Annotated in this window: 26 protein-coding genes; 16 read left to right on the top strand and 10 right to left on the bottom strand. The window is 61.9% G+C overall.

The annotated features are described in order from the left end of the window. From ACFWAD_RS10220 to ACFWAD_RS10205, 4 genes are read left to right on the top strand one after another with little or no spacing between them, the layout of a single operon-like run. Complete coding sequence (locus tag ACFWAD_RS10220; protein WP_019744850.1) at positions 1-375, top strand: DUF742 domain-containing protein; 375 nt, start codon at positions 1-3, stop codon at positions 373-375. Then, positions 356-943: an ATP/GTP-binding protein gene (locus ACFWAD_RS10215; protein ID WP_378446307.1), complete on the top strand. Its 588-nt coding sequence runs from the start codon at positions 356-358 to the stop codon at positions 941-943. The genes ACFWAD_RS10220 and ACFWAD_RS10215 overlap by 20 nt, the downstream gene beginning before the upstream one ends. 40 nt (positions 944-983) lie before the next feature. Then, positions 984-1778 (top strand): MHYT domain-containing protein, encoded by a 795-nt coding sequence (locus ACFWAD_RS10210; RefSeq protein ID WP_378532406.1) that lies wholly within the window; start codon positions 984-986, stop codon positions 1776-1778. A 53-nt stretch (positions 1779-1831) separates the two neighbouring features. After that, positions 1832-2374 carry an AAA family ATPase gene (locus tag ACFWAD_RS10205; protein WP_378543313.1) on the top strand — a complete coding sequence of 181 codons (543 nt, stop codon included), beginning with the start codon at positions 1832-1834 and terminating at the stop codon, positions 2372-2374. A gap of 25 nt (positions 2375-2399) precedes the next feature. On the opposite strand, the gene ACFWAD_RS10200 is transcribed toward ACFWAD_RS10205, so the two are convergent. Together ACFWAD_RS10200 and ACFWAD_RS10195 are read right to left on the bottom strand one after the other, a co-directional pair. Further along, positions 2400-2858 (bottom strand): GNAT family N-acetyltransferase, encoded by a 459-nt coding sequence (locus ACFWAD_RS10200; protein ID WP_378543311.1) that lies wholly within the window; start codon positions 2856-2858, stop codon positions 2400-2402. A gap of 56 nt (positions 2859-2914) precedes the next feature. After that, entirely contained in the window at positions 2915-3502 is a 588-nt protein-coding gene (locus ACFWAD_RS10195) for a helix-turn-helix domain-containing protein (protein WP_037128769.1), read from the bottom strand. 71 nt (positions 3503-3573) lie between these two features. Between ACFWAD_RS10195 and ACFWAD_RS10190 the strand changes: the two genes are divergently transcribed. Next, positions 3574-4602, top strand: a complete 1029-nt coding sequence (locus ACFWAD_RS10190; protein ID WP_378543309.1) for an NAD(P)/FAD-dependent oxidoreductase — start codon at positions 3574-3576, stop codon at positions 4600-4602. 8 nt (positions 4603-4610) lie between these two features. On the opposite strand, the gene ACFWAD_RS10185 is transcribed toward ACFWAD_RS10190, so the two are convergent. From ACFWAD_RS10185 to ctaD, 3 genes are read right to left on the bottom strand one after another with little or no spacing between them, the layout of a single operon-like run. Then, on the bottom strand, positions 4611-5030 hold the full coding sequence (locus tag ACFWAD_RS10185) for a DUF5313 family protein (RefSeq protein ID WP_378543847.1): 420 nt from the start codon (positions 5028-5030) through the stop codon (positions 4611-4613). 55 nt (positions 5031-5085) lie between these two features. After that, on the bottom strand, positions 5086-5559 hold the full coding sequence (locus tag ACFWAD_RS10180) for a MarR family winged helix-turn-helix transcriptional regulator (protein ID WP_378446301.1): 474 nt from the start codon (positions 5557-5559) through the stop codon (positions 5086-5088). A 45-nt stretch (positions 5560-5604) separates the two neighbouring features. After that, the gene (gene ctaD / locus ACFWAD_RS10175) at positions 5605-7359 is read right to left on the bottom strand and encodes a cytochrome c oxidase subunit I (RefSeq protein ID WP_378543307.1); all 1755 of its coding nucleotides are present in this window, start codon (positions 7357-7359) and stop codon (positions 5605-5607) included. 203 nt (positions 7360-7562) lie between these two features. Here ctaD and ACFWAD_RS10170 point away from each other — a divergent pair, with 203 nt between their 5' ends. Next, complete coding sequence (locus ACFWAD_RS10170; protein ID WP_378543305.1) at positions 7563-8714, top strand: NADH:flavin oxidoreductase; 1152 nt, start codon at positions 7563-7565, stop codon at positions 8712-8714. A gap of 63 nt (positions 8715-8777) precedes the next feature. On the opposite strand, the gene ACFWAD_RS10165 is transcribed toward ACFWAD_RS10170, so the two are convergent. Beyond that, a complete protein-coding gene (locus ACFWAD_RS10165) occupies positions 8778-9626 on the bottom strand; it encodes an aldo/keto reductase (RefSeq protein ID WP_019744860.1) in 849 nt (282 codons plus the stop codon). A 130-nt stretch (positions 9627-9756) separates the two neighbouring features. On the opposite strand from ACFWAD_RS10165, the gene ACFWAD_RS10160 reads away from it, so the two are divergent. The 3 genes from ACFWAD_RS10160 to ACFWAD_RS10150 all read left to right on the top strand — a co-directional run bounded on the left by ACFWAD_RS10160 (position 9757) and on the right by ACFWAD_RS10150 (position 13057). Further along, entirely contained in the window at positions 9757-10353 is a 597-nt protein-coding gene (locus tag ACFWAD_RS10160) for a class I SAM-dependent methyltransferase (protein WP_378543303.1), read from the top strand. An 89-nt stretch (positions 10354-10442) separates the two neighbouring features. Next, positions 10443-12074 carry an ABC-F family ATP-binding cassette domain-containing protein gene (locus tag ACFWAD_RS10155; RefSeq protein WP_378543301.1) on the top strand — a complete coding sequence of 544 codons (1632 nt, stop codon included), beginning with the start codon at positions 10443-10445 and terminating at the stop codon, positions 12072-12074. A gap of 143 nt (positions 12075-12217) precedes the next feature. Beyond that, positions 12218-13057, top strand: coding sequence for an aldo/keto reductase (locus ACFWAD_RS10150; protein WP_378543299.1), 840 nt, complete (start codon positions 12218-12220; stop codon positions 13055-13057). Positions 13058-13069: 12 nt separating this feature from the next. Here the strand turns inward: ACFWAD_RS10150 and ACFWAD_RS10145 are convergent, their stop codons facing one another. The 3 genes from ACFWAD_RS10145 to ACFWAD_RS10135 form a co-directional block, all read right to left on the bottom strand. Beyond that, a complete protein-coding gene (locus ACFWAD_RS10145; protein ID WP_378543297.1) occupies positions 13070-13645 on the bottom strand; it encodes a TetR/AcrR family transcriptional regulator in 576 nt (191 codons plus the stop codon). Next, positions 13646-14059, bottom strand: a complete 414-nt coding sequence (locus ACFWAD_RS10140) for a VOC family protein (protein WP_378543295.1) — start codon at positions 14057-14059, stop codon at positions 13646-13648. Between the two features lie 76 nt (positions 14060-14135). Then, a complete protein-coding gene (locus tag ACFWAD_RS10135; RefSeq protein WP_378543293.1) occupies positions 14136-14555 on the bottom strand; it encodes a hypothetical protein in 420 nt (139 codons plus the stop codon). A gap of 106 nt (positions 14556-14661) precedes the next feature. Here ACFWAD_RS10135 and ACFWAD_RS10130 point away from each other — a divergent pair, with 106 nt between their 5' ends. The 6 genes from ACFWAD_RS10130 to ACFWAD_RS10105 all read left to right on the top strand — a co-directional run bounded on the left by ACFWAD_RS10130 (position 14662) and on the right by ACFWAD_RS10105 (position 20313). Next, positions 14662-15012: a helix-turn-helix transcriptional regulator gene (locus ACFWAD_RS10130; protein WP_378543291.1), complete on the top strand. Its 351-nt coding sequence runs from the start codon at positions 14662-14664 to the stop codon at positions 15010-15012. Then, the gene (locus ACFWAD_RS10125) at positions 15005-15550 is read left to right on the top strand and encodes a hypothetical protein (protein ID WP_378543289.1); all 546 of its coding nucleotides are present in this window, start codon (positions 15005-15007) and stop codon (positions 15548-15550) included. Before ACFWAD_RS10130 ends, ACFWAD_RS10125 begins: the two co-directional genes overlap by 8 nt. A 43-nt stretch (positions 15551-15593) precedes the next feature. Continuing rightward, positions 15594-16490: an ABC transporter ATP-binding protein gene (locus ACFWAD_RS10120; RefSeq protein ID WP_003939757.1), complete on the top strand. Its 897-nt coding sequence runs from the start codon at positions 15594-15596 to the stop codon at positions 16488-16490. Continuing rightward, positions 16487-17680 (top strand): ABC transporter permease, encoded by a 1194-nt coding sequence (locus ACFWAD_RS10115; protein WP_378543287.1) that lies wholly within the window; start codon positions 16487-16489, stop codon positions 17678-17680. The genes ACFWAD_RS10120 and ACFWAD_RS10115 overlap by 4 nt, the downstream gene beginning before the upstream one ends. Before the next feature lie 93 nt (positions 17681-17773). Next, complete coding sequence (locus ACFWAD_RS10110) at positions 17774-19261, top strand: carboxyl transferase domain-containing protein (RefSeq protein ID WP_378543285.1); 1488 nt, start codon at positions 17774-17776, stop codon at positions 19259-19261. After that, positions 19258-20313, top strand: a complete 1056-nt coding sequence (locus tag ACFWAD_RS10105; protein WP_378532374.1) for a hypothetical protein — start codon at positions 19258-19260, stop codon at positions 20311-20313. The genes ACFWAD_RS10110 and ACFWAD_RS10105 overlap by 4 nt, the downstream gene beginning before the upstream one ends. A gap of 4 nt (positions 20314-20317) precedes the next feature. Here the strand turns inward: ACFWAD_RS10105 and ACFWAD_RS10100 are convergent, their stop codons facing one another. Further along, the gene (locus ACFWAD_RS10100) at positions 20318-21589 is read right to left on the bottom strand and encodes an MFS transporter (protein WP_378543283.1); all 1272 of its coding nucleotides are present in this window, start codon (positions 21587-21589) and stop codon (positions 20318-20320) included. Between the two features lie 191 nt (positions 21590-21780). Here ACFWAD_RS10100 and ACFWAD_RS10095 point away from each other — a divergent pair, with 191 nt between their 5' ends. Then, the gene (locus ACFWAD_RS10095; protein WP_378543281.1) at positions 21781-23697 is read left to right on the top strand and encodes a propionyl-CoA synthetase; all 1917 of its coding nucleotides are present in this window, start codon (positions 21781-21783) and stop codon (positions 23695-23697) included. The last annotated feature ends 39 nt before the right edge of the window (positions 23698-23736 follow it).

The raw sequence follows: 23736 nt of genomic DNA, 5'->3' as shown, positions 1-23736 counted from the left end.
ATGCCTCACCACCAATCCGAGTACGACGACGCCGAACCGAGCTTGGTCCGGCCGTACGCGCTCACCGAAGGTCGGACCCTGCCGTCCATCGACCTCCCGCTCGAAGCGATCATCGCGACGATCGAAGACGTGGTCTCGAACAATCTTGCACCGCAGGATATTCGTGCGTCGATTGTCGCACTGTGTGAGCAGCGGATCTCGATAGCCGAGATCGCTGCCCACCTGGGTGTTCCGATCGGAGTCGTGCGGGTACTGGTTGCCGACCTCGTAGTAGCCGGATCACTGGAAATACATGCCACTCTGCGAAGCGACGCATCTCGAGTCGAGCGACGCGAACTGATCGAAAGGACCCTCAGTGGACTTCGGGCACTCTGACTCATCGTCTCGCGTGAAATCGACCAAAATCGTGATCGCCGGGGGTTTCGGTGTTGGCAAGACAACGCTTGTGGGGACCGTCTCCGAAATCGTCCCCCTTCGCACGGAGGCCATGGTCACCGACGCCAGCGACGGTATCGACAATCTCGGATCAACTCCCGACAAGAGCACCACGACGGTCGCGATGGACTTCGGACGAATCACTCTTGCCGACGACCTGGTCCTCTATCTATTCGGAACCCCGGGGCAGCGCCGCTTCTGGTTCATGTGGGACGACCTCATCACCGGTGCGATCGGTGCGGTCATTCTGGTCGACACTCGCCGCCTTGAAGACAGCTTCGCCGCAGTCGACTTCTTCGAGGCGCGAGGGCTCCCGTTCATCGTGGCGGTCAACCGTTTCGACGGCGCACCAATCCATTCGGCGAGCGATCTCCGGCAAGCGTTGGCTCTGCCCAACCGCGTTCCCATGATCGAGATCGACGCCCGTAACCGCGAATCGGCCAAACGCGCGTTGATCGCCATCACCGAGTACTCGCTCGAACGACTCGCAGCCGAAGCAGTCGTCTAGATGAATCACCAGATGCGAATCGTCACCGAAAGGAACTGGCATGTCGGATGAAATGCACCATTTCTCGATGGGAATCTGGCTGCTCGGGCTCGCCTACGTCGTGTCCGTGGTCGGGTCGGTAGTCGGCCTGGCGTGCACCAGGCATTCAGCGTCGGCGACGACAACCGCCACACGCATGCGATGGCTCGCCATGGCTGCCCTGTCGATCGGTGGCGTCGCCATCTGGCTGATGCATTTCATCGCCATGCTCGGCTTCGCAGTCCCCGGCAGTCCCATTCGATACAACCTCGGATGGACCGTGATCTCTGCGATCATCTCGGTGGGTGCCGTGTTTGTCGGTCTGCTGATCATCGGGACCGAATTCCGCTGGACGCGGCTTCTGATCGGGGGCCTGGTGACCGGTCTCGCCGTGAACATCATGCATTACACGGGTATGCGCGCCTTGCGCTTTCAGGGCGAGATCCACTACGACCTGCTCTTCGTTGCACTGTCGGTTCTCATCGCAGTCGTCGCCGGCACCGCCGCATTGTGGTTCACCATGGTGCTCGAGTCCACGATTCTGCGTTTTGTCGCCGGAATCATCATGGGTATCGCGGTCGTCGGTATGCACTACACCGGAATGGCCGCAGTCGAAGTTGTCCACGACGCGGCAGCCCCGGCGCCGCAGGGGCTCGAAGTGTTCTCCTTCCTCTTCCCCGTCTTCGTTCTCGGCTTGCTGGCGTTGGCAGTTCCGATTGTCGCAGTGCTGACAGCGCCCAACCGTGCGACGGCTCGGATGGAATCCGCCGCCGACGACTTGGCATTCGAAGCTCGAGAGTTCGCGATCCCGAACTGAGAGGAGTACGGGGCGAGTCGGCGTAAATCGACGACGCCCCGTACATTTCGAGGATGGTGGATGCCGGACACAACCCCCAGCCGTCGGCCCGCGCAACACTGGTCGTGATCGGTGGTTTGCCGGCCACCGGCAAGTCGACGATCGCGCGGGCACTTACCCGGCATCACCAGATTCCCTACGTGCGGATCGATACCATCGAACAGGCACTGACCGGCAGCGGTATCGCTGATGCGTCCGGGACCGCTGGATACATCATCGGGTACGCGCTCGCCGCCGAACAATTGCGAATGGGGCTCTCGGTCGTGGTCGAATGCGTCAACCCGGTCGAGGTGACACGAAACGCCTGGTCCGCTACCGCACAACAAAATTCGGCGCGCTTGCTCAACGTCGAGGTCGTCTGTTCGGATCCCGACGAGCATCGCCGACGCGCGGAGCAGCGTGTCGTCGACATCCCGGATCTTGTACTACCTACGTGGCAGGAAATCCTGGATCGAGACTACGAACCGTGGACCGTGGAACGGCTGGTGCTCGACACCGCAATCATGAACTTCGACAGCGCAGTACGACTCGTCACTGCCCGAATGTTCATTGCGTGAGGACTGCTCACAGTGCGAGAACTGTTCACAGCGTGAGAACAAAGAAGGCGCTGTTCGGATCTTCGCGGTAGTTCCCGAACGGTGGACACGGCACAAACCCGAATTTTGCATAAAGTCGCCGTGCCGGGTCGAAGAAGTCTTGCGTACCGGTCTCCAATTCGAGTTGCCGGTAGCCTCGTTGTCTTGACTCGTCCACGACGTGTTGAAGAAGTCGCGTTCCCACTCCGCGCCCTCGAGCGGCCGAAGATGTTCGCATCGACTTGATTTCACCACCGCTCGACGACCGTTCCTTCAGAGCTACACAACCGAGTAGCTCGTCGCCTTCGCTCCACAACGTCCACATGGTCACGGAGCTATCCGTCAGACCTGCGACGTCCAGCGCGTGAACGCTGTCCGCAGGCGAGGTCGCATGCATGTCGGCGAGATGTTCGGTCAGTAAGTCACGGACCGCATCCCGGCTCAAGTCGTCAACTTCGATTCGCACAGATCCCTCACCGTCCACTTAGCTTCCGCCTGCATCGAACAAAGTATGACTGTCCGTCACTTCGCCGAAGGCTTGGCCCGTACGTGGATGCGTTCTCCTTGCGGGCCGAACAGACTCAGCACCTCGACCGGGCCGCGCCCGTCACTGCCGAACCAATGTGGGTTTCGGGTGTCGAATTCAGCAGCTTCACCCGTGCCCATCACGATGTCGTGATCGGCCAACACCAACCGCAACCTCCCCGACAACACATACAGCCATTCGTAACCGTCGTGCACTTGAGGGTCCGGTTCCGTCTGGCTTGCCGGGATGGTCATCTTGAATGCCTGCAGCCCACCCGGTTGCCGAGTCAACGGCAATACCGTTCGGCCGCTGACGCTTCGAGGCGCACTCTGGATGCGTGGATCGGCGACCTGCGGTGCCGCCACCAGTTGGTCCAACGGCACTTGGTGGGCAAGCGCGATCGGAAGCAGCAACTCCAGACTCGGGCGGCGCTCGCCCGCTTCGAGCCTCGACAGAGTGCTCTTCGAAATACCGGTGGACTCGGACAGCGCTGTGAGCGTGACGTTCCTCTGAGTACGAATGCGTTTGAGGCGCGCGCCGATCTGCGAAATAGCGGCATCGATGTGCGGACCGTTGACATTCATGGTCCGAGTCTGACGACGATTCCCAGAAATGGCAACAATAGTTGCTAACCCCTCGCGTCCGCAGGCAACCTGTGCTCATGCGAACACACACTGAAACAGAGATCCTCGACGCCGTGATCGTCGGCGGTGGCGCCGCCGGACTCAGCGCAGCCCTGGTGTTGGGTCGTGCGCGACGCACGGTCGCCGTCATCGATTCCGGCAAACCGCGCAACGCGCCCGCAGCACACATGCACGGCTTCCTCTCGCGAGACGGCATGGCGCCCGGTGAGTTGCTCGCCGTCGGGCGCAGCGAATTGCAGACGTACGGAGTGGAATTCAAACAGGATGACGTTGTCGACGTCTCCTGGCGCGGTATCGAACCCGGCTTTGTCGTCGAACTTTCAGGAGGCACACCCCTCGAGACCCGCACTCTGCTCGTTGCCACGGGCTTGTGGGATTCGTTCCCGGAAATACCGGGTATCCAGGAGCTTTGGGGACAGAGCGTGCTCCATTGCCCGTACTGCCATGCATACGAGATCAGTGACGAGCCGATCGGCGTTCTCGGCGGCGACGCTCGCGAGATGTCACTTCACCAGGCGTTTCTACTCCGACAGTGGTCGTCGGATGTGATGTTCTTCCCCCACCACATCTCGCTCACCCGTGACGAACGCGCGCGACTTGCTGCGCGTGGGGTGACTGTCGTAGACGGACTAGTCTCTGGATTGATCTGCGAGAGAGGCGAACTGAAGGCCGTCGAACTCGACAACGGGCAATTGGTCCCTCGCTCAGCACTGTTCGTTGCGCCGCGTTTCATTCCGAACGACGCGCATCTGACGCGACTCGGGTGCAAAACCGGCCCTACGGGATTCGTGGCTGTCGACCCTTCCGGCGCCACCAGCGTTCCAGGCGTCTGGGGCGCCGGCAACGTCGTCGACCCTCGCGCTCAGGTGATAGGCGCTGCCGCTGCCGGGTCGACGGCGGCAATCGCGATCAACGGATACCTGGTCGAGCAAGATGTCGCATCGGCTCTTCGTTCGACCGAGCCTGTGGGCGGCTTCTCGGCGGCCGTGGAGCAACGCGTCTGTGAGATGAACGGCGGCAGCGCCCTCCACGGCATGTGACCGAGGTGCTACGTCGCGGGGCCGCCGTGCAGCTTCTCGTAGGCGGCCTTCTCGGCGTCGTGGCGCGAGATCTTCTTCGGGTTCTCGAGGTCGGAAGGCAAACCGTGACGCTCGAGGCGACGCGACCTGTTCTGAGCCATGTAGGAGACCGAATAGAACAGTGCCAGAAGTACTCCGAGCAGCACCATCGATGCCCGCAGGGCCAACGGCCCGGGAAAGAGCATGAAGGCCGCGAAGACTGGAATAAACGGCACCATGCTTCGGATCAGGTGACGCGGCACAGCCCAGTCACCGATCAGGTCGTTTCGCACCCATTCCTGCATGGAATCGGGCAGCTTGCGCCCCACTGAATAACCCAACCACTGAAGGGGATTCGGGCTCGTACGTTGCTTTTTGGAAGTCACGGAAGTCACCTGTTCGGTACGCATCGACGGTACTGACGCAGTCATCACGTTTCTTTCGGATGCAGTCATCACATTTCTCTCATTGGTCCAAGGCTCCGGCGCGGAGCGCGGCCTCGTTGACCCGCGTCAGAACGTTGTGGAGTTCTTCGAGTTCGGCGAGGCTCACGCCGAGCTTCGCGACAACCGCCGGGGGGATCTTCTCCGCCTCCGTGCGCAGCGCCACACCCGCCTCGGTGAGGTCCACGTCCAGTTGACGTTCGTCGGCGCGGCTACGGGTTCGCGTGATCAACCCGGACGCCTCGAGTCGCTTGAGGAGCGGCGACAGTGTCGGCGAATCGAGCTGCAGTGCCTGCCCGATTTCCTTGACCGCCATCGGCGACTTTCCCCACAGTGCCAGCATCACCAGATACTGGGGATGCGTGAGGCCCATCGGCTCGAGCAGTGGCCGGTAGACGGAGAGCACCGCCCGGTTCGCGACCGCAAGTGCAAAGCACACCTGCCGGTCGAGAGCCAGCGGATCGTCCATCTGCGTCTGCGGAGCCTTCGTCGTCATGAATCCGATGTTATCAGATTAATTAGTGCAGTAACTATTATTGCACTAATCAATTTGGCGATGATCGTCACCCTTTTCCAACGTCGACGTGGGTTGCCCGGTGAGACCCACGTGCGCTTCCGCCCTCATTCGCTCGACCATATGTGGGTAGTGCAGTTCGAAGGCCGGGCGTTCACTGCGGATGCGCGGCAGCTCGGTGAAGTTGTGACGCGGCGGTGGACAGGTTGTCGCCCACTCCAGCGAGTTTCCGTAGCCCCACGGATCGTCGACGGTGACAACTTCGCCGTAGCGGTAACTCTTGAAGACGTTCCACAGGAAGGGCAGCGTCGACGCACCGAGCACGAAGGCGAAGATCGTGGACACCGAGTTGAGCACGGTAAATCCGTCCGAGGGCAGGTAGTCGGCGTAACGACGCGGCATGCCCTCGCCGCCGAGCCAGTGCTGGACGAGGAATGTGCCATGGAAACCGGCGAACGTGGTCCAGAAGTGCCACTTGCCCAGTCGCTCGTCGAGCAGACGCCCCGTCATCTTCGGGAACCAGAAGTAGATGCCGGCATAGGTGGCGAACACGACCGTGCCGAAGACCACGTAATGGAAGTGGGCGACAACAAAATACGTGTCGGTGACATGGAAGTCGATCGGCGGACTCGCGAGGATGACACCCGACAGACCACCGAAGAGGAAGGTGATCAGGAAGCCCACCGAGAACAGCATCGGCGACTCGAAAGTCAACTGCCCCTTCCACATCGTTCCGATCCAGTTGAAGATTTTCACACCCGTGGGCACCGCGATCAGGAACGTCATGAACGAGAAGTACGGCAGGAGAACAGCACCCGTCGCATACATGTGGTGAGCCCATACCGCGATCGAGAGGGCAGCAATCGCGAGCGTCGCATAGACCAATCCGGTGTAACCGAAGATCGGTTTACGACTGAAGACCGGGAAGATCTCCGAGACGATGCCGAAGAACGGCAACGCGATGATGTACACCTCGGGGTGACCGAAGAACCAGAACAGGTGCTGCCACAACAGAACTCCGCCCGATGCCGGGTCGAAGATGTGTCCACCGAGGTGACGGTCGACGAACAGACCCATGAACGCGGCGGTCAAGAGCGGGAACGCCATCAAGATCAAGATGCTGGTGATGAAGATGTTCCAGGTGAAGATGGACATGCGGAACATCGTCATGCCGGGTGCTCGCAGGCAGATCACGGTGGTGATCATGTTGACCGCACCGAGAATGGTGCCGAGGCCACCAACCGTCAGACCGAATACCCAAAGGTCGGCGCCGACACCGGGGCTGTGTACCGCGCCGGAGAGCGGGGTGTACGCCGTCCAACCGAAGTCGGCGGCGCCGCCCGGCGTGAGGAATCCACCGAGGACGATGAGGCCACCAAAAGTGAAGAGCCAGAACCCGAATGAGTTCAAGCGCGGGAACGCCACGTCGGGCGCACCGATCTGCAGCGGAAGTATGTAGTTCGCGAATCCGAAGACGACTGGGGTCGCGTACAGCAGCAGCATGATCGTGCCGTGCATGGTGAACAGCTGATTGAACTGTTCGTTGGAGAGGAACTGCATCCCGGGAACGGCCAGTTCTGCGCGCATGAACAGCGCCATCAGACCGCCGATCAGGAAGAACACGAACGCAGTGATCAAGTACATGATCCCGATCTTCTTGTGATCGGTCGTCTTGATCATCTCGAGCATCCACGACCCCTTGGGATCACGACGCTTCGGATACGGCCGCTCCGGAATCGGCTCCAGCTCTCCGGCCCGCTCGTTCGGCACCGTCGTTGTCATGCTCGCGCGTCCTCTTTCGTGCTCGATACCGCCCTCAGAAACTTTCCGCACGACCATATCGCATGTTAATAGTTAATGCACAAACTAAATTGGGTCTACATAGATACTGATCGAAAACCGAACGTACGCAACCTTTTGCAGATTTCAGGGAGATAACCTCATGCGGCGGAATAGGTCGAGGGTCCGCTGTGTTGAACAATCCCGTGACTCTTCCCGACACATCGACAGCACCCGAGGCCTCCGCGTTGCGCGGCCTCTTCGAGCCTTTCGAGGTCAAATCACTCTCGTTGCGCAACCGTTTCGCCATGGCCCCGATGACGCGCGCCTTCTCTCCCGACGGAATCCCCGGCGCCGACGTCGCCGAGTACTACCGTCGTCGCGCAGCAGGTGGTGTCGGCTTGATCATCACCGAAGGCACGTACATCCCGGACCCGGCAGCCGGCCCGCACACCCGCGTACCGCGCATCTACGGTGATTCGAGCCTGGGCGGCTGGAAGTCGGTGGTCGACGCAGTCCACGCCGAGGGCGGATCGATCATTCCTCAGCTGTGGCACCTCGGAGTCGAGCGCGGCGAGAACTCGCACCTGAACCCCGAGGTCGAAACCGTCAGCCCCTCCGGTCTGGCGCTGGACGGCACCCGTTTGGGACGCGAATTCACCACGTCGGATCTCGACGACTTAAAGCAGTCGTGGGTGGATGCCGCGCTCAACGCGAAGAACACCGGCTTCGACGGTCTCGAGTTGCACGGCGCACACGGCTACCTGCTCGACGAATTCCTCTGGGCAGGAACCAATGTCCGGACCGATGGATACGGCGGATCGCTCGAAGCTCGCACCCGTTTCCCGGCCGAGGTCGTCTCCGCAATCCGAGAGGCAGTCGGGGACGAGTTCGCGATCGTCTACCGATTCTCGCAGTGGAAGTCCGGCCAGTACGACGCTCGTATCGCGCAGAGCCCGGCAGAACTCGGCCGCATCCTCACTCCCCTGGTCGACGCCGGCGTCGACGTCCTGCATCCGTCGACGAGGCGTCATTGGGAACCGGCATTCGCTGAGCTCGACGGTGAAGACGGCAAGCTCGGCCTCGCCGGTTGGACCAAGAAGCTGACCGGGTTGCCGACTATCACCGTCGGCTCGGTCGGACTCGATTCCGTGTTCACGACGGCATTCACCGGCGACGCTGCATCGGCTGTGACTGGACTGGAGCGTCTCGAAGCTCAGTACGAGAACGGCGAATTCGACATGGTTGCCATCGGACGCGCGCTGCTCGCCGATCCCGAGTGGGTCGACAAGCTCCGCACCGGACGCACGGACGAGCACATCGCATTCACTGCAGAACATCGAACACATCTGAACTGACCGCACACGACAAACGGCACTCCCGCGACTGCGGGAGTGCCGTTTGTGGATCTACCGGAAGTTCTAGCTTCCGAGCGTGACCGGGTCGGGGCCGATACGGCCGGCTGGGTCGTCGAGAGCGCCGATCGCGTTGATCTGTTCCGGAGTCAGTTCGAAGCCGAAGACGTCGAAGTTGGCGGCGATACGTTCGGGGGTCACCGACTTCGGGATCACCACGTTGCCGATCTGCAGGTGCCAGCGAATGATGACCTGAGCCGCGGTGACGCCATGAGCGTCGGCGATGGCAGTGATGACGGGGTCGCCGAGAACAGTTCCCTGGCCGAGCGGGCTCCACGCTTCCGTCGCGATTCCCTTGCCGGTGTGGAAGGCGCGCAGTTCTGCCTGGTTGAACTTGGGGTGAAGCTCGATCTGATTGAGGACCGGCACCTCTCCGGTTTCACCGATGACACGCTCGAGGTTCTCGATGGTGAAGTTGGAGACGCCGATGGATCGAACCCGTCCGTCGGCCTTGAGCTTCTGGAATGCCTTGAACGTCTCGACGTACAGGTCCTTCGACGGAACCGGCCAGTGGATCAGGTACAGATCGAGGTAGTCGAGACCCAACTTGTCGAGGCTGGCGTCGAATGCGGCAAGCGTCGAGTCGTAGCCCTGGTCGTCGTTCCACAGTTTGGTCGTGATGTAGAGGTCTTCGCGGGCGATGCCGGATTCGGCGATAGCGCGGCCGACGCCCACCTCGTTGCCGTAGATCTTGGCGGTGTCGATACTGCGGTAGCCGGTCTTCAGGGCGGTGGAGACGGCTTCCTGCGTTTCGTCGTCCGGAACCTGGAACACACCGAATCCCAGTGCGGGGATCGTCTTACCGTCGTTCAGAACAATTGTCGGTACAGAGGTCACATCGTTGGTTTCGGTCATATTCGGAACCAACGCGCCAGAGCACGGAGGCATTCCCCGCCGAACATCCGGGGAGTGCCCTTGTACCGCCCGAAATGCCGGTCTACCTTGGAAGACAAGTATTGGAATCGCCTCGAGAAAAGAGAGAGCGATGAATCTTTCATATCGTCTCGCCTACAAGGTCGGCGTCACTCCGTGGGAGCACACCGGGCACGGGTTCGACGCTCAGCTGTCCGGACTTCTCGACGCGATTCCCGTTCCGGAAGGTGGCCGTGCCCTCGATATCGGCTGCGGCACCGGACGTCATTCGATCGAGCTGGCGCAACGCGGTTGGCACGTCACCGGCGTCGACGCCGAGCAGGAACCGTTGGACAAAGCGCGCATCCATGCACGTGAAGCCCACGTCGACGTCCGGTTTCTCCACGAGGACGCGGCAGACCTGCACATAGCCGTCGACGGTGGGCACATGCTGGTGCTCGACATCGGCTGCTTTCACGGGCTGTCCGAAAATCAACGACGGGACTACGGGAGGTCGGTCAACGCGATCACCGCGCCGGGCGCGTCCATGGTCATGTTCGCGTTCGGGCCAGGTCACCGCTGGCCGATGCCACACGGCGTCTCCGAAGAAGACGTCATGCGCGCATTCGACGGATGGTCGACGGCCTCGAGCATGGCCGCGGACGTGAGCGAATCGCCACTTCCAGTCCGTGCGGCGCATCCGTGCTGGTATCACCTGGTTCGGGACTGACTGCTGTGCGCCTTTGTTAACCGCCCGCGGTTAATAAAGGCGCACAGCACCGATTAACAGAGGCGCACAGCACCAGGGATACTTCTCAGGTGACTGCAACACTGCGCATCAGCGGCCTCTCTGCATCCCGGGGAGAACGCACCCTGTTCTCCGACCTCGATCTCACAGTGGCGCCCGGCGACGTCATCGGCCTCGTCGGGGCAAACGGCGCCGGCAAGTCGACGCTTCTCACTGCCCTGGCCGGAATCGGAACCGCCGACGTCGAGGGTTCGATCATCCTCAGCCCGCCGGATGCTGCGGTCGGTTACCTCGCGCAGGAACCCGACCGCATCGCGGGTGAAACCGTCCTCGAGTTCCTCGGCCGACGCACCGGCGTCGCGCACGCCGAGGAGGTCATGAACACCGCGGCCGAAACGCTGGCTGAAGCCGAGGAGGATCTGTACTCCCCGGCACTCGAACGCTGGCTCGCGCTGGGCGGCGCCGATCTGTTCGAGCGCGCCGAGAAGGTAGTCGAAGAACTCGGACTGGGCGTACCCCTCGACGCTCACATGACGGCGTTGTCCGGCGGTCAGGCCGCACGCGCCGGCCTCGCATCGCTGCTGCTTTCGCGCTACGACATTCTCCTGTTGGACGAGCCCACCAACGATCTCGACCTGCGAGGTCTCGAGCAGTTGGAACGATTTGTCGCCGAGACCCGAGCCGCGTTGGTCGTCGTGAGCCACGATCGCGAGTTCCTCTCGCGCACCGTCACCGGGATCGTGGAACTCGATCTGGCACAACAGGACATCGCCGTGTACGACGGCGGCTACGAGTCGTACCTCGCCGAACGCGAGATAGCCCGCCAGCACGCACGCGAGGCCTTCGAGGAATATGCCGGCACCCGCTCCGATCTCGAAGATCGTGCACAGATGCAGCGCAACTGGATGGAACACGGCGTCCGGAACGCGCGCCGTAAGGCCAAGGACAACGACAAGATCGGACGCGGATTGCGGACCGAGTCGACGGAGAAGCAAGCCGCGAAGGCCCGCCAGACTCAACGCCGCATCGAGCGGCTCGAAGTGGTCGAGGAACCGCGCAAAGAGTGGGAACTTCGTATGGAGATCGCGGCTGCTCCGCGGTCCGGTTCCGTTGTCGCAACCACGAACGGCGCCAAGGTGACTCGCGGTCAGTTCACGTTCGGTCCGGTTACGACGCAAATCGACTGGGGCGATCGAATCCTCGTCACGGGCGCGAACGGTGCAGGCAAGACCACCCTCCTGAACGTCCTGCTCGGCAAACTCGTCCCAGACGAGGGCATCGCGTCTTTGGGTTCAGGTGTCGCGATCGGTGAGATCGATCAGGCGCGCGGATTGTTCGAAGGCGATCAACCAGTAGTCGAGGCCTTCGGTGCTCAGGTTCCGGACTGGCCAGACGCCGATGTCCGCACGCTCCTCGCCAAGTTCGGCCTGCGTGGACACCACGTGCTCAGATCTGCCGCTTCACTCTCCCCTGGCGAAAGAACAAGGGCTGCACTGGCTTTACTGCAGGCTCGCGGCGTGAATCTACTGGTACTGGACGAGCCGACGAACCATCTCGACCTTCCGGCGATCGAACAACTCGAGCAGGCGATGGAGTCGTTCGAGGGAACCCTCCTCCTCGTCACTCACGATCGACGCATGCTCCAATCCACCCGCAGCACGCGGCGGTGGCGGATGGAGAACGGACAACTCTTCGAGGAGTAGCCGACAGCGCTGCTTGCGCAGACAACCCGCGTGTGCAACTATTTATCAGGCGCACGCAATAGTTGCATGCGCGGCATAGGTGGTTCACGGGCGACACGATCCCCTGTCGGACCGCCATACACAGTCCTGAAAGGCGCTCTTCAATGTTGTCGATCCCCGACCGCACACTGACTCACGGAACCACCGGCGAACCGATCACCATCCCGCAACTCGGGTACGGCGTTTTCCAGGTACCGGACGCCCAGACCGAAGAGGTCACTGCCACCGCTCTCGAGATCGGCTACCGCCACATCGACACGGCCGCGATCTACGGAAATGAAGCCGGGGTCGGCCGCGCCATCGCAGGTTCGGATATCCCTAGGTCAGAGCTGTTCGTCACCACCAAGCTGTGGAACGACGATCAGGGCCACGACCGAACACTCGCCGCTTTCGACTCGAGCCTCGACAAGCTCGGACTCGACTACGTCGACCTGTATCTGATTCACTGGCCCGCGCCGGCAAAGGGCCTGTTCGTCGAGACCTGGGCCGCTTTCGAAGAGATTCTCGCCTCCGGCCGCGCCCGTGCGATCGGTGTGTCCAACTTCCTCCCCGAACACCTCGACCTGCTGGCCCAGCACAGCTCGATCACCCCAGCCGTCAACCAGATCGAACTGCACCCCAGACTGCAACAGCACGCGTCACGGGAGTACGCACAGAGTCGCGGCATCGAAATCGAGGCCTGGAGTCCGTTGGGACAGGGAACTATCCTCGACGACCCGACCATCGAGAAAGTTGCTGCAGCACACGGAAAGAGCCCGGCGCAGATCGTTCTGCGCTGGCATCTCGAGCAGGGACACACCGTACTGTCGAAGTCGGTCACACCGGCCCGCATGCGCGAGAACGCCGCGATCTTCGACTTCGCACTCGATGCCGACGAGTCAGCTGCCATCGCAGCGTTGAACACCGACAGCCGTGTCGGACCCGATCCGCTCGAATTGAACTGAATCGGAACGACTTCAGAGATTCTCGTGCGGAGCCAACGTCAGCAGAACCGAATCGACAGCCTGCTCAGCCAGGAGCGCGTCCAGCGGTAAGTGACGGAACAACGCTCGATAATAGATCGGGGACGCCAAGGCATCCAGGACGAAGTCCAGGTCGAAGTCGCTCCGAATGTCACCGCGTAGGCGCGCCGATTCCAGCACTGCCGCAGTGGAATCGCGTCGCGGCTGAAAGAATGCCGACTGGAAATCCCGCGCCAATTCCGGGTCCGCGGCCAGATCCGCGACCAACGCGGGCAGTATCCGACCAACTACCGTTTCGCTCAGTCCCACAACCAATGTCGTGATGCCGGCGACCAGGTCTGCCCTGAGATCGCCGGTGTCCGGCGTTGGATCAGTGCCGATATGCGCCACGACGACGTCCACCACCAGGTGCCGCTTTGACGGCCATCTACGGTAGATGGCGGGGCGATGCACACCAGCCCTCGTCGCCACCGATCCGATCGACAGCTCCGCATACCCGTTCTCCCCCAACAATTCCAGGGTCGCAGACAATACGGCATCGTCAATCCGCTCGTCGCGGGCGCGCACCATTTACAGCACCGGACGCGGCATGAGCACCAGACGCCAGCCGTCAGGATCTTCGAAAGTCATTCCCGCATTCTCCTCCCAGTACGGATTCTCGGCTTCGACGGGTTCGTGCCCCGCCTCACCCAGTCGCTGAACTACCTCGTACATCGCCGACTCGCCGGCGAAGTAGAGCACCAACAAGTTGTCCTGCGTCGGCGCCGGGCACGGGCTTCCGTCTTCGTGGGTCGTGAATTCGAGGTGATAGTTCGAATCCGGCAGACCCAGCATGATTCCGTCGTAGCCGGCGTGCCCGGAAAACCGGTAAAGCTCCGGCAATCCAAGGCAGTCGCGATAGAACGCAATCACGTCGTCGAGTCGGTCGGTGGGTCTCGCTACCCGCACTTGCACCACTGCGAGGTCGTTCGGCCAAGTTGTCATAATTAAACGGTACAGTACGTACCGTAATATTTTGAGCACAAGCCCGACCGCCCCTCCACAGCCGACCTCGCGAGACCTACAAACGATCATTCTCCGGAAACGCCGCCTTGGGCATGAACTTCGGTCTGGCGAACAAGACCGACAGTTTGGTGGGCTGCGACTCCACCGGGCGATCAGACCGGTACAACAACGCCTGCTGCGGGGCGCTCACCCATTCACTGGCGAAGATCTCACCGAGACGCAAAACCGGCACGTGCGACCCGTCCTCGAGTCGAACGGTGACGTCAGCCGTGGTGTCCGACTGGCCGTACACGACCCACCATGACTCACCTCCGACATCCCCCGGAGTGTGCTGACCGATACCGATGACGGCACCTTTCTCCATCGGATCGCGCCAGAGCGGTTCGCGCCCTTGCGGTCCCACGCTGTAGCTACCGTCCTCGCGCACCTGCACGACCAGGCGGGACTTCTCGAGCACCAACTGTTCTACCGCCATGTGAAGCCCCTTCCATTGCCCGAACCTTATCCGCCGGCATCACCCAGAAGCGGGACAATCGCGGTTCGTGTTGACAAACCGTTGGGTTTTTACAACACTTTGATGCATGAGCCCAGTCCGGCGGGGAGACGCGCTCCCTATCTTCAATCGCATCGGAGTGCTTCGCGCCGAGCGGAAGATGAGTCGGGCCCAGCTTGCACAACTCGTCGACGTCAATCCGCAGACGGTGGGGGCACTCGAACGCGGCGACCATTACCCCAGCCTGGATCTTGCATTTCGGATCTGCTGGGTATTCGACCTACCGGTCGAGGCGGTGTTCTCGCGGACGGAGTTCGGGCCGCTGTCGACGGAGATCTACCGGAATGCACCGTCGACGGAGGCCTACCGAAACGCACAGTCGACGGAGGTCTACCGGACTGACCGCATTATCGAGGGGAGTGAAAAGCCAAGTGCCTGAATCGAATCTGATCGACCGCTACCAGGCCCACCGCACTCGGCGGTTCCTGCAGAACGAGGAGACGTTCCGACATTGGCTCCCGAATTGGCGGACCCGTCGACGTCGGCGCGTACTCGTCGTCGCCCTCGGAGTCCTGTTCACCACCATGGTTGCCGTCGGCATAGCGTGCCTGTTCAATCCGCTCGTCGCGGTGGCTTGGCCGATCCTCACCGTGTTGTTCCTGCCGACGTGGTCCTCACTTCAAATCGTGTCGGGCCGGCAAGGGGATGCGCCGCGGCAGGCTTTGGACGAATGGGAGATCCAGCAACGCAACGACGCTCGCTCCGTCGGGTTGAGCGTGACCCAAACGTTGGTGTTCATTGTCGCCATTTTCCTCATTTTCACCTCTTCGGTGCAGTGGAATGTAGAGAGGCTGCCTTACACGGGAGGTTTATTGGCACTGACTGCAATGCTGATCGGCGCGTGCACGCCCGCGATGATTCTCTCGTGGACCAATCCAGACCCGGATCCGATTGATTCGGAAGAGTTCGACCTCTGACCCGTATTACCGAAGCGCACCACTCGACCGATGGGAAGGACCCATGTCAGCCACCCTCACGATCGACGGCATCTCGAAACGCTACGGCGACGTCGTTGCACTCGACAACCTGAGTTTCGAAGTCCGCCCGGGCGAGATCTTCGGATTTGTCGGCAGTAACGGCGCCGGCAAGACGACCACGATGCGCATTGCGTTGGGTGTCCTCGGAGCAGATTCGGGGGAAGTTCGTCTCGGCGGCAAACCCGTCGACCTCGACGTGCGTCGCACTATCGGATACATGCCGGAGGAACGCGGCCTTTACCCCAAGATGAAGGTGGGAGCGCAACTTTCCTATCTGGCCGAACTACATGGACTCTCGAAAGCCGACGCGCATGCGGCCACTGAGCGGTGGACCGAACGTCTGGGCATCGCCGAACGCGTCAAGGACACCGTCGACTCCCTCTCCCTCGGTAATCAGCAACGAGTTCAGCTGGCAGCGGCGCTGGTTCACGATCCTTCGGTACTCGTTCTGGACGAACCGTTTTCGGGTCTGGATCCGGTAGCGGTCGACGTCATGAGTGACGTGTTGGTCGAGAAGGCCCGCACCGGTGTTCCCGTAATTTTCTCGAGCCATCAGCTGGATCTGGTGGAGCGCCTGTGCGATCGCGTAGGCATCATCAGCCGCGGCAGCATGCGGGAGATCGGAACTGTCGACGAACTACGAGGCAAGGGGGACGGCCGAATCGAAGTCTTCGCCCCTGACGCGCCGGTCGGTTGGGCACACCATCTGATCGGTGTCACCACGCTGAGCCACCTCGACGGTCGAACACTCCTGAGCGTCGACGGCACCGCCGACGATCAGCAGATCCTGCATGCAGCGTTGAAAACCGGTCCGGTGCACGAGTTCACGCTACGACGTCCGTCACTGACTGACCTGTTCCGAGAGGTAGTAGCCGCATGAGCAACCAGTTGAGTGGAGGTCGAGCCATCGGGTTGGTCGCTCGACGCGAATTCATGACGCAGATCTCGAAGAAGAGTTTTGTGATCAGCAACGTCATCATTCTGGTCGCGATCATCGGCGGCATCATCGCCTTCTCACTCTTCTCCGGTGGTGACGAGGACAAGTCGAAGATCGGCTTGGTCGGCAACCAGTCGCTCAGTGCCACGATGGTGTCCATCGGCGACACCCTCGGAAATCCGGTGACGGTGACGGAGGTTTCCGACGACGGGACCGCGCGTGATCAGGTCAAGGACGGCGACCTCGACGTGGCCGTGATCGCTGGATCGGGCGGCGGCGTCACTGTCGTGACCAAGAAGGAAGTGCCCACGAATTTGCGGGCCGTCATCGAGAGTTCCGTTGCACAGCAGGCACAGTCGAATGCGCTGTCCGCCGCGGGGATCGATCCGGCTCAGCTCGCCGAAGCCACGTCCACCGCAGTGGTCACCATCGATGCCATCGATCCCCCGGATCCCGAACAGGGCCAACGCATAGCGATGTCGATCGCTGCCGTGGTGCTTCTGTACATGCAGATCTTGCTGTTCGGAACGTACGTGGCGATGGGCGTCGTCGAGGAGAAGTCCAGTCGCGTCGTCGAGTTGTTGCTCTCGACTCTGCGTCCGCTGCAGTTGTTGTGGGGCAAGGTTCTCGGAATCGGCGCTGTCGGCCTGATGCAGATGGCCGCTTACGCTGTCGCGGGCGTCGCGACCGGATTGGCGACGGGCGTCCTGACCGTGACGGGCACCGCGATCGGTGTTCTGTTCGGCACTCTCGGGTGGTTCATTCTCGGCTTCCTCTTCTTCGCCGTGCTGTACGCCGCTGCCGGATCCATGGTCTCGAGACAGGAGGACGTCAATGCCACCGCGATGCCACTCGCACTGCTTGTCATGGCAATGGTCAGCGTGGCTTTCGTCTCGGTGAGCAATCCCGAAGGAACCCTGAGCAACGTGCTGAGTTGGATTCCGCCGTTCTCGGCCATCCTCATGCCCCTGCGCATTTCCGCCGGTGTAGCTTCTCCTTTCCAGATCGTGGGAACCATTCTGTTGATGCTGATCGTGACTGCTGCGTTGTCGATGATCGCGGCAAAGATCTACCAGCGCTCCATCCTTCGCATCGGCAAGGTCGTTTCGTGGAAGGAAGCGTTCGGACGCTGATTCTCCGGCGCACAACTGACGCCACGCGATCCCGGCGGTACCCCGTCCAGGTAGGTTCATCCTGGACGGGGTGCTGCTTACTTGGAGGACGTTGTGCGAATCTCGGCCGAAGAACTACTCACTGCGGTACTCGATCCCGAGAGCTTTGTCTCGTGGGACTCCCCGCCCGTCGACGTCGGGCCTGGGCCGAAGTACGCGGAAGACCTGAAGAAGGCCCGCGAGAAAAGTGGAGTAGACGAGTCCGTCGTCACCGGCGTCGGCACAGTTCGGGGGCGTCGGGTCGCGGTGATTGCCTGTGAATTCAGCTTTCTCGCCGGTTCGATCGGAGTTGCTGCAGCCGAACGGATCGTGACCGCCGTCGAACGTGCTACGGCAGAACAACTCCCACTGCTCGCCTCGCCCACGTCCGGCGGAACACGAATGCAGGAGGGCACCGTCGCGTTCGTTCAGATGGTGAAGATCGCTGCGGCAGTGGCTGTTCACAAGGCTGCGCACCTGCCCTACCTGGTGTACCTGCGTAATCCCACCACCGGCGGGGTCTTTGCGTCGTGGGGATCTCTCGGCCACATCACCGTCGCGGAACCGGGCGCCCTGGTGGGGTTCCTCGGACCCCGTGTCTACGAATCCCTCTACGGCGAAAAGTTTCCCGACGGGATTCAAACCTCCGAGAACCTGTACCGCAACGGCGTGATCGACGGCGTCGTCCCGGTGGACCGCCTCCGTCTGCTGGTCAATCGAGCGCTGTGCGTGCTCACCGATCCCCCGGCTCCGGCAGTCGCGGACCCGATTTCCTCGCCCGAGATTCCCGATGTCCCTGCCTGGCAGTCGGTGATGCTCTCGCGTCGGGCGGATCGACCAGGCATCCGGCAGTTGCTCCGCCATGCCGCGACCGAACAGGTACCACTCAGCGGCACCGGGCAGGGTGAAACCGACAAGACGATCTTGCTCTCGCTCGCCCGCTTCCGAGGCTTTCCGTGCATCCTGCTCGGCCAGGACCGCAGTGGACAATCCGCGCTCACCACGATGGGACCGGCCGCGCTTCGTGAGGCGAGACGGGGCATGAAACTTGCCGAAGAACTACAACTCCCGCTTGTCCTCGTGATCGACACTTTGGGCGCGTCGTTGTCCAAGGAAGCCGAGGAACGTGGACTGGCCCCTGAGATCGCCCGCTGCATCGCCGACCTGGTGACGCTGAGAACCCCGACAGTGTCAGTGCTGCTCGGTCAGGGAACCGGCGGTGGCGCTCTGGCCCTGCTACCTGCCGACCGGGTACTCGCGGCACAGAACGGGTGGCTCGCTCCCCTGCCACCGGAAGGCGCAAGCGCGATTGTCCATCGCGACATCAGTCACGCCCCGGAGATGGCCGCAGCGCAGGGAATTCGTTCGTTGGATCTGCTTCGAGACGGCGTGATCGACGCCATCATTCCCGAAACCCCTGACGCGGCCGACGAGCCCGTGGAATTCTCCAAGAGAGTAGGGGCAGCAATCGCGCACGAACTCTTCATTCTCGCCGAGGAGTCAGACACCGATCGCCAGTCCTCCCGTATCGCGCGCTATCGAAACCTGGGAGTTCCGCAATGACGACGAAGGACCGGACTGCACTGACGCTGCCACACAGTTACGACCGTGCGGCACTGGCTCGTTTCGAGCTGTTCCTGTTCGCTGCCATTGCGACCGTGCTGATCACCCGCGCTTACCTTGCGGCAACCGGCTATCCCCAGATCGGGGGCGGTTCCCTCCACATCGCCCACGTTTTGTGGGGTGGATTGCTGATGGCCGTCGCCATCGTCTCGACTGCCATCACCGAAGGCTCTCGCACGCGCGATCTGGCGACCCTCGTCGGCGGAATCGGATTCGGCCTCTTCATCGACGAGGTCGGAAAATTTGTCACCGCCGACGTCGACTACTTCTACCAGCCTGCCATCGCGATCATGTACGTCGTCTTCGTCCTCTTCTATCTGGCCGCGCGCGAGGTGGTGATTCGGCGCGGTATGAACGATCGTCATCGGCTCGCCATCGGCGCCCGAGCGCTCTCGGACCTAGCTCTCGGTCAGCTCGACGAGATCCAGTACAACCACGCCCTCCGCGTACTCGACGGCGTCGAAGACCGCAGCCTCACCGGTCTCGTCGACTCGATCAAGGCCGGCTTGCACACACAGACTCCGCCGGTCGGCGGTATCGAATCGAAGATCACGCGTGCTCGCAACGTGTTCTTCCAACGGGCCGAAGCACTGCTCGGGCACCGAATTGTCCGCCGACTGGTACTGACACTGTTCGTCTTGCAGGCCCTCCTCGCGATAGCCCAGGTGATCTACGCACTCGTCTCCGAGAACGGCGTCGAAGCTGACGACGTCTCCGATCTCGTCGTCCAGATCTCCACGGCTGCAACCGGAGTTCTTGTGGTTCTGGGAGTGTGGTTCCTCTTCCGCGGTCCTTACCTCCGGGCCTTGCGGCTACTACGAGCATCGATCGTGGTGAGCCTTCTGGTGACGCAGGTGTACCTGTTCACGCAGGACCAGTTCGGCGCGCTGTTCGGTTTTGCCGTCTCGCTGTTCATGCTCGCGACTCTTCGTATCGCGATTCGAAGCGAAGAGGCCGCAGCAGCTCACCGCCGTGATTCGCTGCCACAGTGATTCTCTAGCGCAGTGACTCGGCGGGCCGACTCGGTAGATCGCGGATGCCGCGCAGTGGACTGAAGAGCAAGACCAATCCGCACGGCGCGATCAACCCGGCCATGATCCACATGGTTCCGCGCACACCTACGAGATCACCCAGGAAGCCCGCCAGCAACGCACCCAGCGGAATAGTGCTGTGCAACAAGAACATACTCGTTGCCACCACTCGACCGAGACGGTCCGGCGGACAGTAACTCTGACGGAAGCTGCCGAGCACTACGTTGCAGGACACGACGCCGGCGATCATCACCATTCCTCCCGCACAGAACCAGAACAGGCCGGCGCCGTACGTCGTCAGAGGAGCCAACAGGATGAACGGTCCCGTCACCAACTGACAGATGAGAACGCTTCGGGCAGTACCGAATCGGCGCCCGAGCGGACGCGCGATCATCGACCCGACAATTCCGCCGATCCCGGCAATGGCCAACAGAAGTCCGAGTCCGAACTCCCCCACGCCAACTGTCTTTTCGAGGAAAACGATCTGGATCGTGGTGTACCCGGCGAGACCGAAATTGAGAAGAGTCCCGTAGACGACGATGGGCCGCAGATACGGATCAGCTGCGACGAATCGCAGTCCGAGCGCTATCTGGCGCCGAAACGGTTCTCGGCGGCCCTGTCCGCGGTCAACCGTTTCCTGCGCACGAATCAGCCAGATGCACACTGAGCAGACGACGAAGGTGAAAGCATCGACCAGCAGACCGGCTGCCAGCCCGACAGTCGCTACCAACAGTCCACCGATACTCGGGCCGATCACCCGGGTTGCGGCCTCGGCGCCCTGTATCTTCGAGTTCCCTTCGACCAGATCCGCTTCGTCGAGCACCGTGGGGAGATATGCGTGGTAGGCCGCCTGGAAGAAAACGGTGGCCGTACCGGTGAGCAGCGCAACCAGAAGCAAGTGGCCGTATGTCACCGCCTCCATGAGGCCGGCGATCGCGACGCTCGCGAAGAGCAGCGCGCACGCAGCGTTCGCGATCACCATGATCGGACGGCGAGGCAGCCGGTCGATCCAGGCACCGGCGGGTAGTCCGACGATCAACCACGGCAACCACACCGCCGAGGCCAGCGCCCCGATTTGAAAGTTACTCGCTTCCAATTCGCGAAGCGCGATCAGCGGCAGCACGACGGTCGTGACACCGTTTCCGATGCCACTGACAGCGTCGCCGGTCCACAGAAGTCGGAAATCACGCTGAGCGAGGACTCCCCAGAAGCCCGCACGTTGCGCTGTATCCGTCACACCGATTCCCCCTTCAGTCGCTGCCTGATCCCACCTGCCTATCCCACCCGCGACGCACCACTGGCCGACGGGACAGGCCCGTCCGGCGCAAACGGACGGTACTCGCACAAACACTGAGGCGCACGGCACTGGCAGTAACCTAAGGTGTTTCAAGTCACGGGTTAGCGAAGTTCACGAGAGGACACACGTCGATGAGCTCTTCTGAGCAGGCGTCCCACAACACGTATGCCGACGCGTATCGCGAGAGCATGGATCAGCCGGAGAAGTTCTGGCTCGATGCAGCGCGTGCCGTCGACTGGGATGTCGCGCCCACGAGGGCCCTCGACGATTCCGCCGCACCGATCTATCGCTGGTTCCCGGATGCGTCGCTCAACACCAGCTTCAATGCCCTCGATCGGCACGTCCGCGACGGCCGCGGCGATCAGACCGCGTTGATCTTCGACTCCGCGATGGTCCCCACCAAGGCCACGTACACCTACTCCGAACTCCTCGAGCAGGTCTCACTCTTCGCCGGTGTCCTGAACGATCAGGGTGTTGTCGCGGGTGACCGTGTCATCATCTACATGCCGATGATCCCCGAGGCTGCGATCGCCATGCTGGCGTGTGCCCGTATCGGTGCTGTGCATTCAGTGGTGTTCGGCGGCTTCGCAGCCAAGGAACTTGCCACGCGTATCGACGACGCCGGCCCCGTGGTGCTCGTGACGGCGTCCGGTGGCCTCGAGCCCGGCCGAACCATCGAGTACCTGCCGATGGTCGAGAAGGCTCTGCAACTGTCCGCCACCCCCGCTCACACCGTGATCGTGAAGAATCGTGAGCAGATTCCCGGCGCTGCTGCCGACTACAAGTCAAGTGCCGCAGCCTGGTTCGACTGGGACGAGCTGATCGCCGATGCCACACCTGCCGGCCCGGTGTCGGTCGCCGCGACGGATCCGCTCTACATCCTCTACACCTCGGGAACAACCGGTAAGCCGAAGGGCGTCGTCCGGGACAACGGTGGCCATGCCGTTGCGTTGACGTGGACGATGAAGAATCTCTACGACATCAGCCCCGGCCAGGTCTGGTGGACCGCCTCCGACGTCGGCTGGGTGGTCGGCCACTCCTACATCGTCTACGGACCTTTGCTCGCCGGAGCCACGACGGTCATGTACGAAGGCAAGCCCGTCGGCACCCCCGACGCTGGTGCATTCTGGCGCATCATTTCCGAATACAAGGTATCGGCACTCTTCACCGCTCCGACAGCCATCCGCGCGGTCCGCAAGGCCGACCCGGACGCAAAAGAGCTCGCCAAGTACGACATCTCGTCGCTCGACACGCTGTTCGCGGCCGGCGAGCGCTTGGATCCCGACACCTACGAGTGGGCTACTCGGATTCTCGATCGCCCGGTGGTCGATCACTGGTGGCAGACAGAAACCGGTTGGGCAATCTGCGCGAATCTGCGCGGCCTCGAACCCATGGAGATCAAAGCGGGCTCACCCACCGTCGCCTGCCCCGGATACCGCGTCGAAATCGTCGACGGCAAGGGCGAACTCGTGGGACCGGGCACCGAGGGCAACATCGTGATCGGCCTGCCACTTCCTCCCGGAACACTCGCCGGACTGTGGCGTGACGACGATCGGTACGTGAAGTCCTACCTGTCGACATTCGAAGGCTATTACCTCACCGGAGACTCCGGATACATCGACGAGGACAACTACGTCTTTGTCCTCGGGCGCAGCGACGACGTGATCAACGTTGCCGGACACCGTCTTTCGACCGGAAGCATGGAAGCTGTCGTCGCGGGCCACCCGGCGGTCGCCGAATGCGCCGTCATCGGCATTCACGACGAACTCAAGGGGCAACGGCCGAGCGGTTACGTCGTGCTCAAGTCCGGCGTCGACATCGATCCCGAAACTCTCCGACAGGAACTGGTCGCGCGGGTGCGCGACCAGATCGGTGCTGTCGCCACGTTCCGGGACGTCACCGTCGTCGCCGCACTACCGAAGACTCGTTCCGGCAAGATCCTCCGCAAGACCATGCGGCAGATCGCCGACAACGAGGAGTACACGGTCCCGTCGACCATCGAGGACGCGAGCGTATTAGACGAGCTGTCCAAACTCCTTCGCGGATAAGGATTTCGCGAATTCCCCTGCCTGCCCGGCACCGGACAT

The sequence above is a fragment of the Rhodococcus sp. NPDC059969 genome (assembly GCF_042738325.1).
Classification (GTDB): Bacteria; Actinomycetota; Actinomycetes; order Mycobacteriales; family Mycobacteriaceae; genus Rhodococcus_F.
This window is presented reverse-complemented; position numbering and strand designations above follow the sequence as displayed.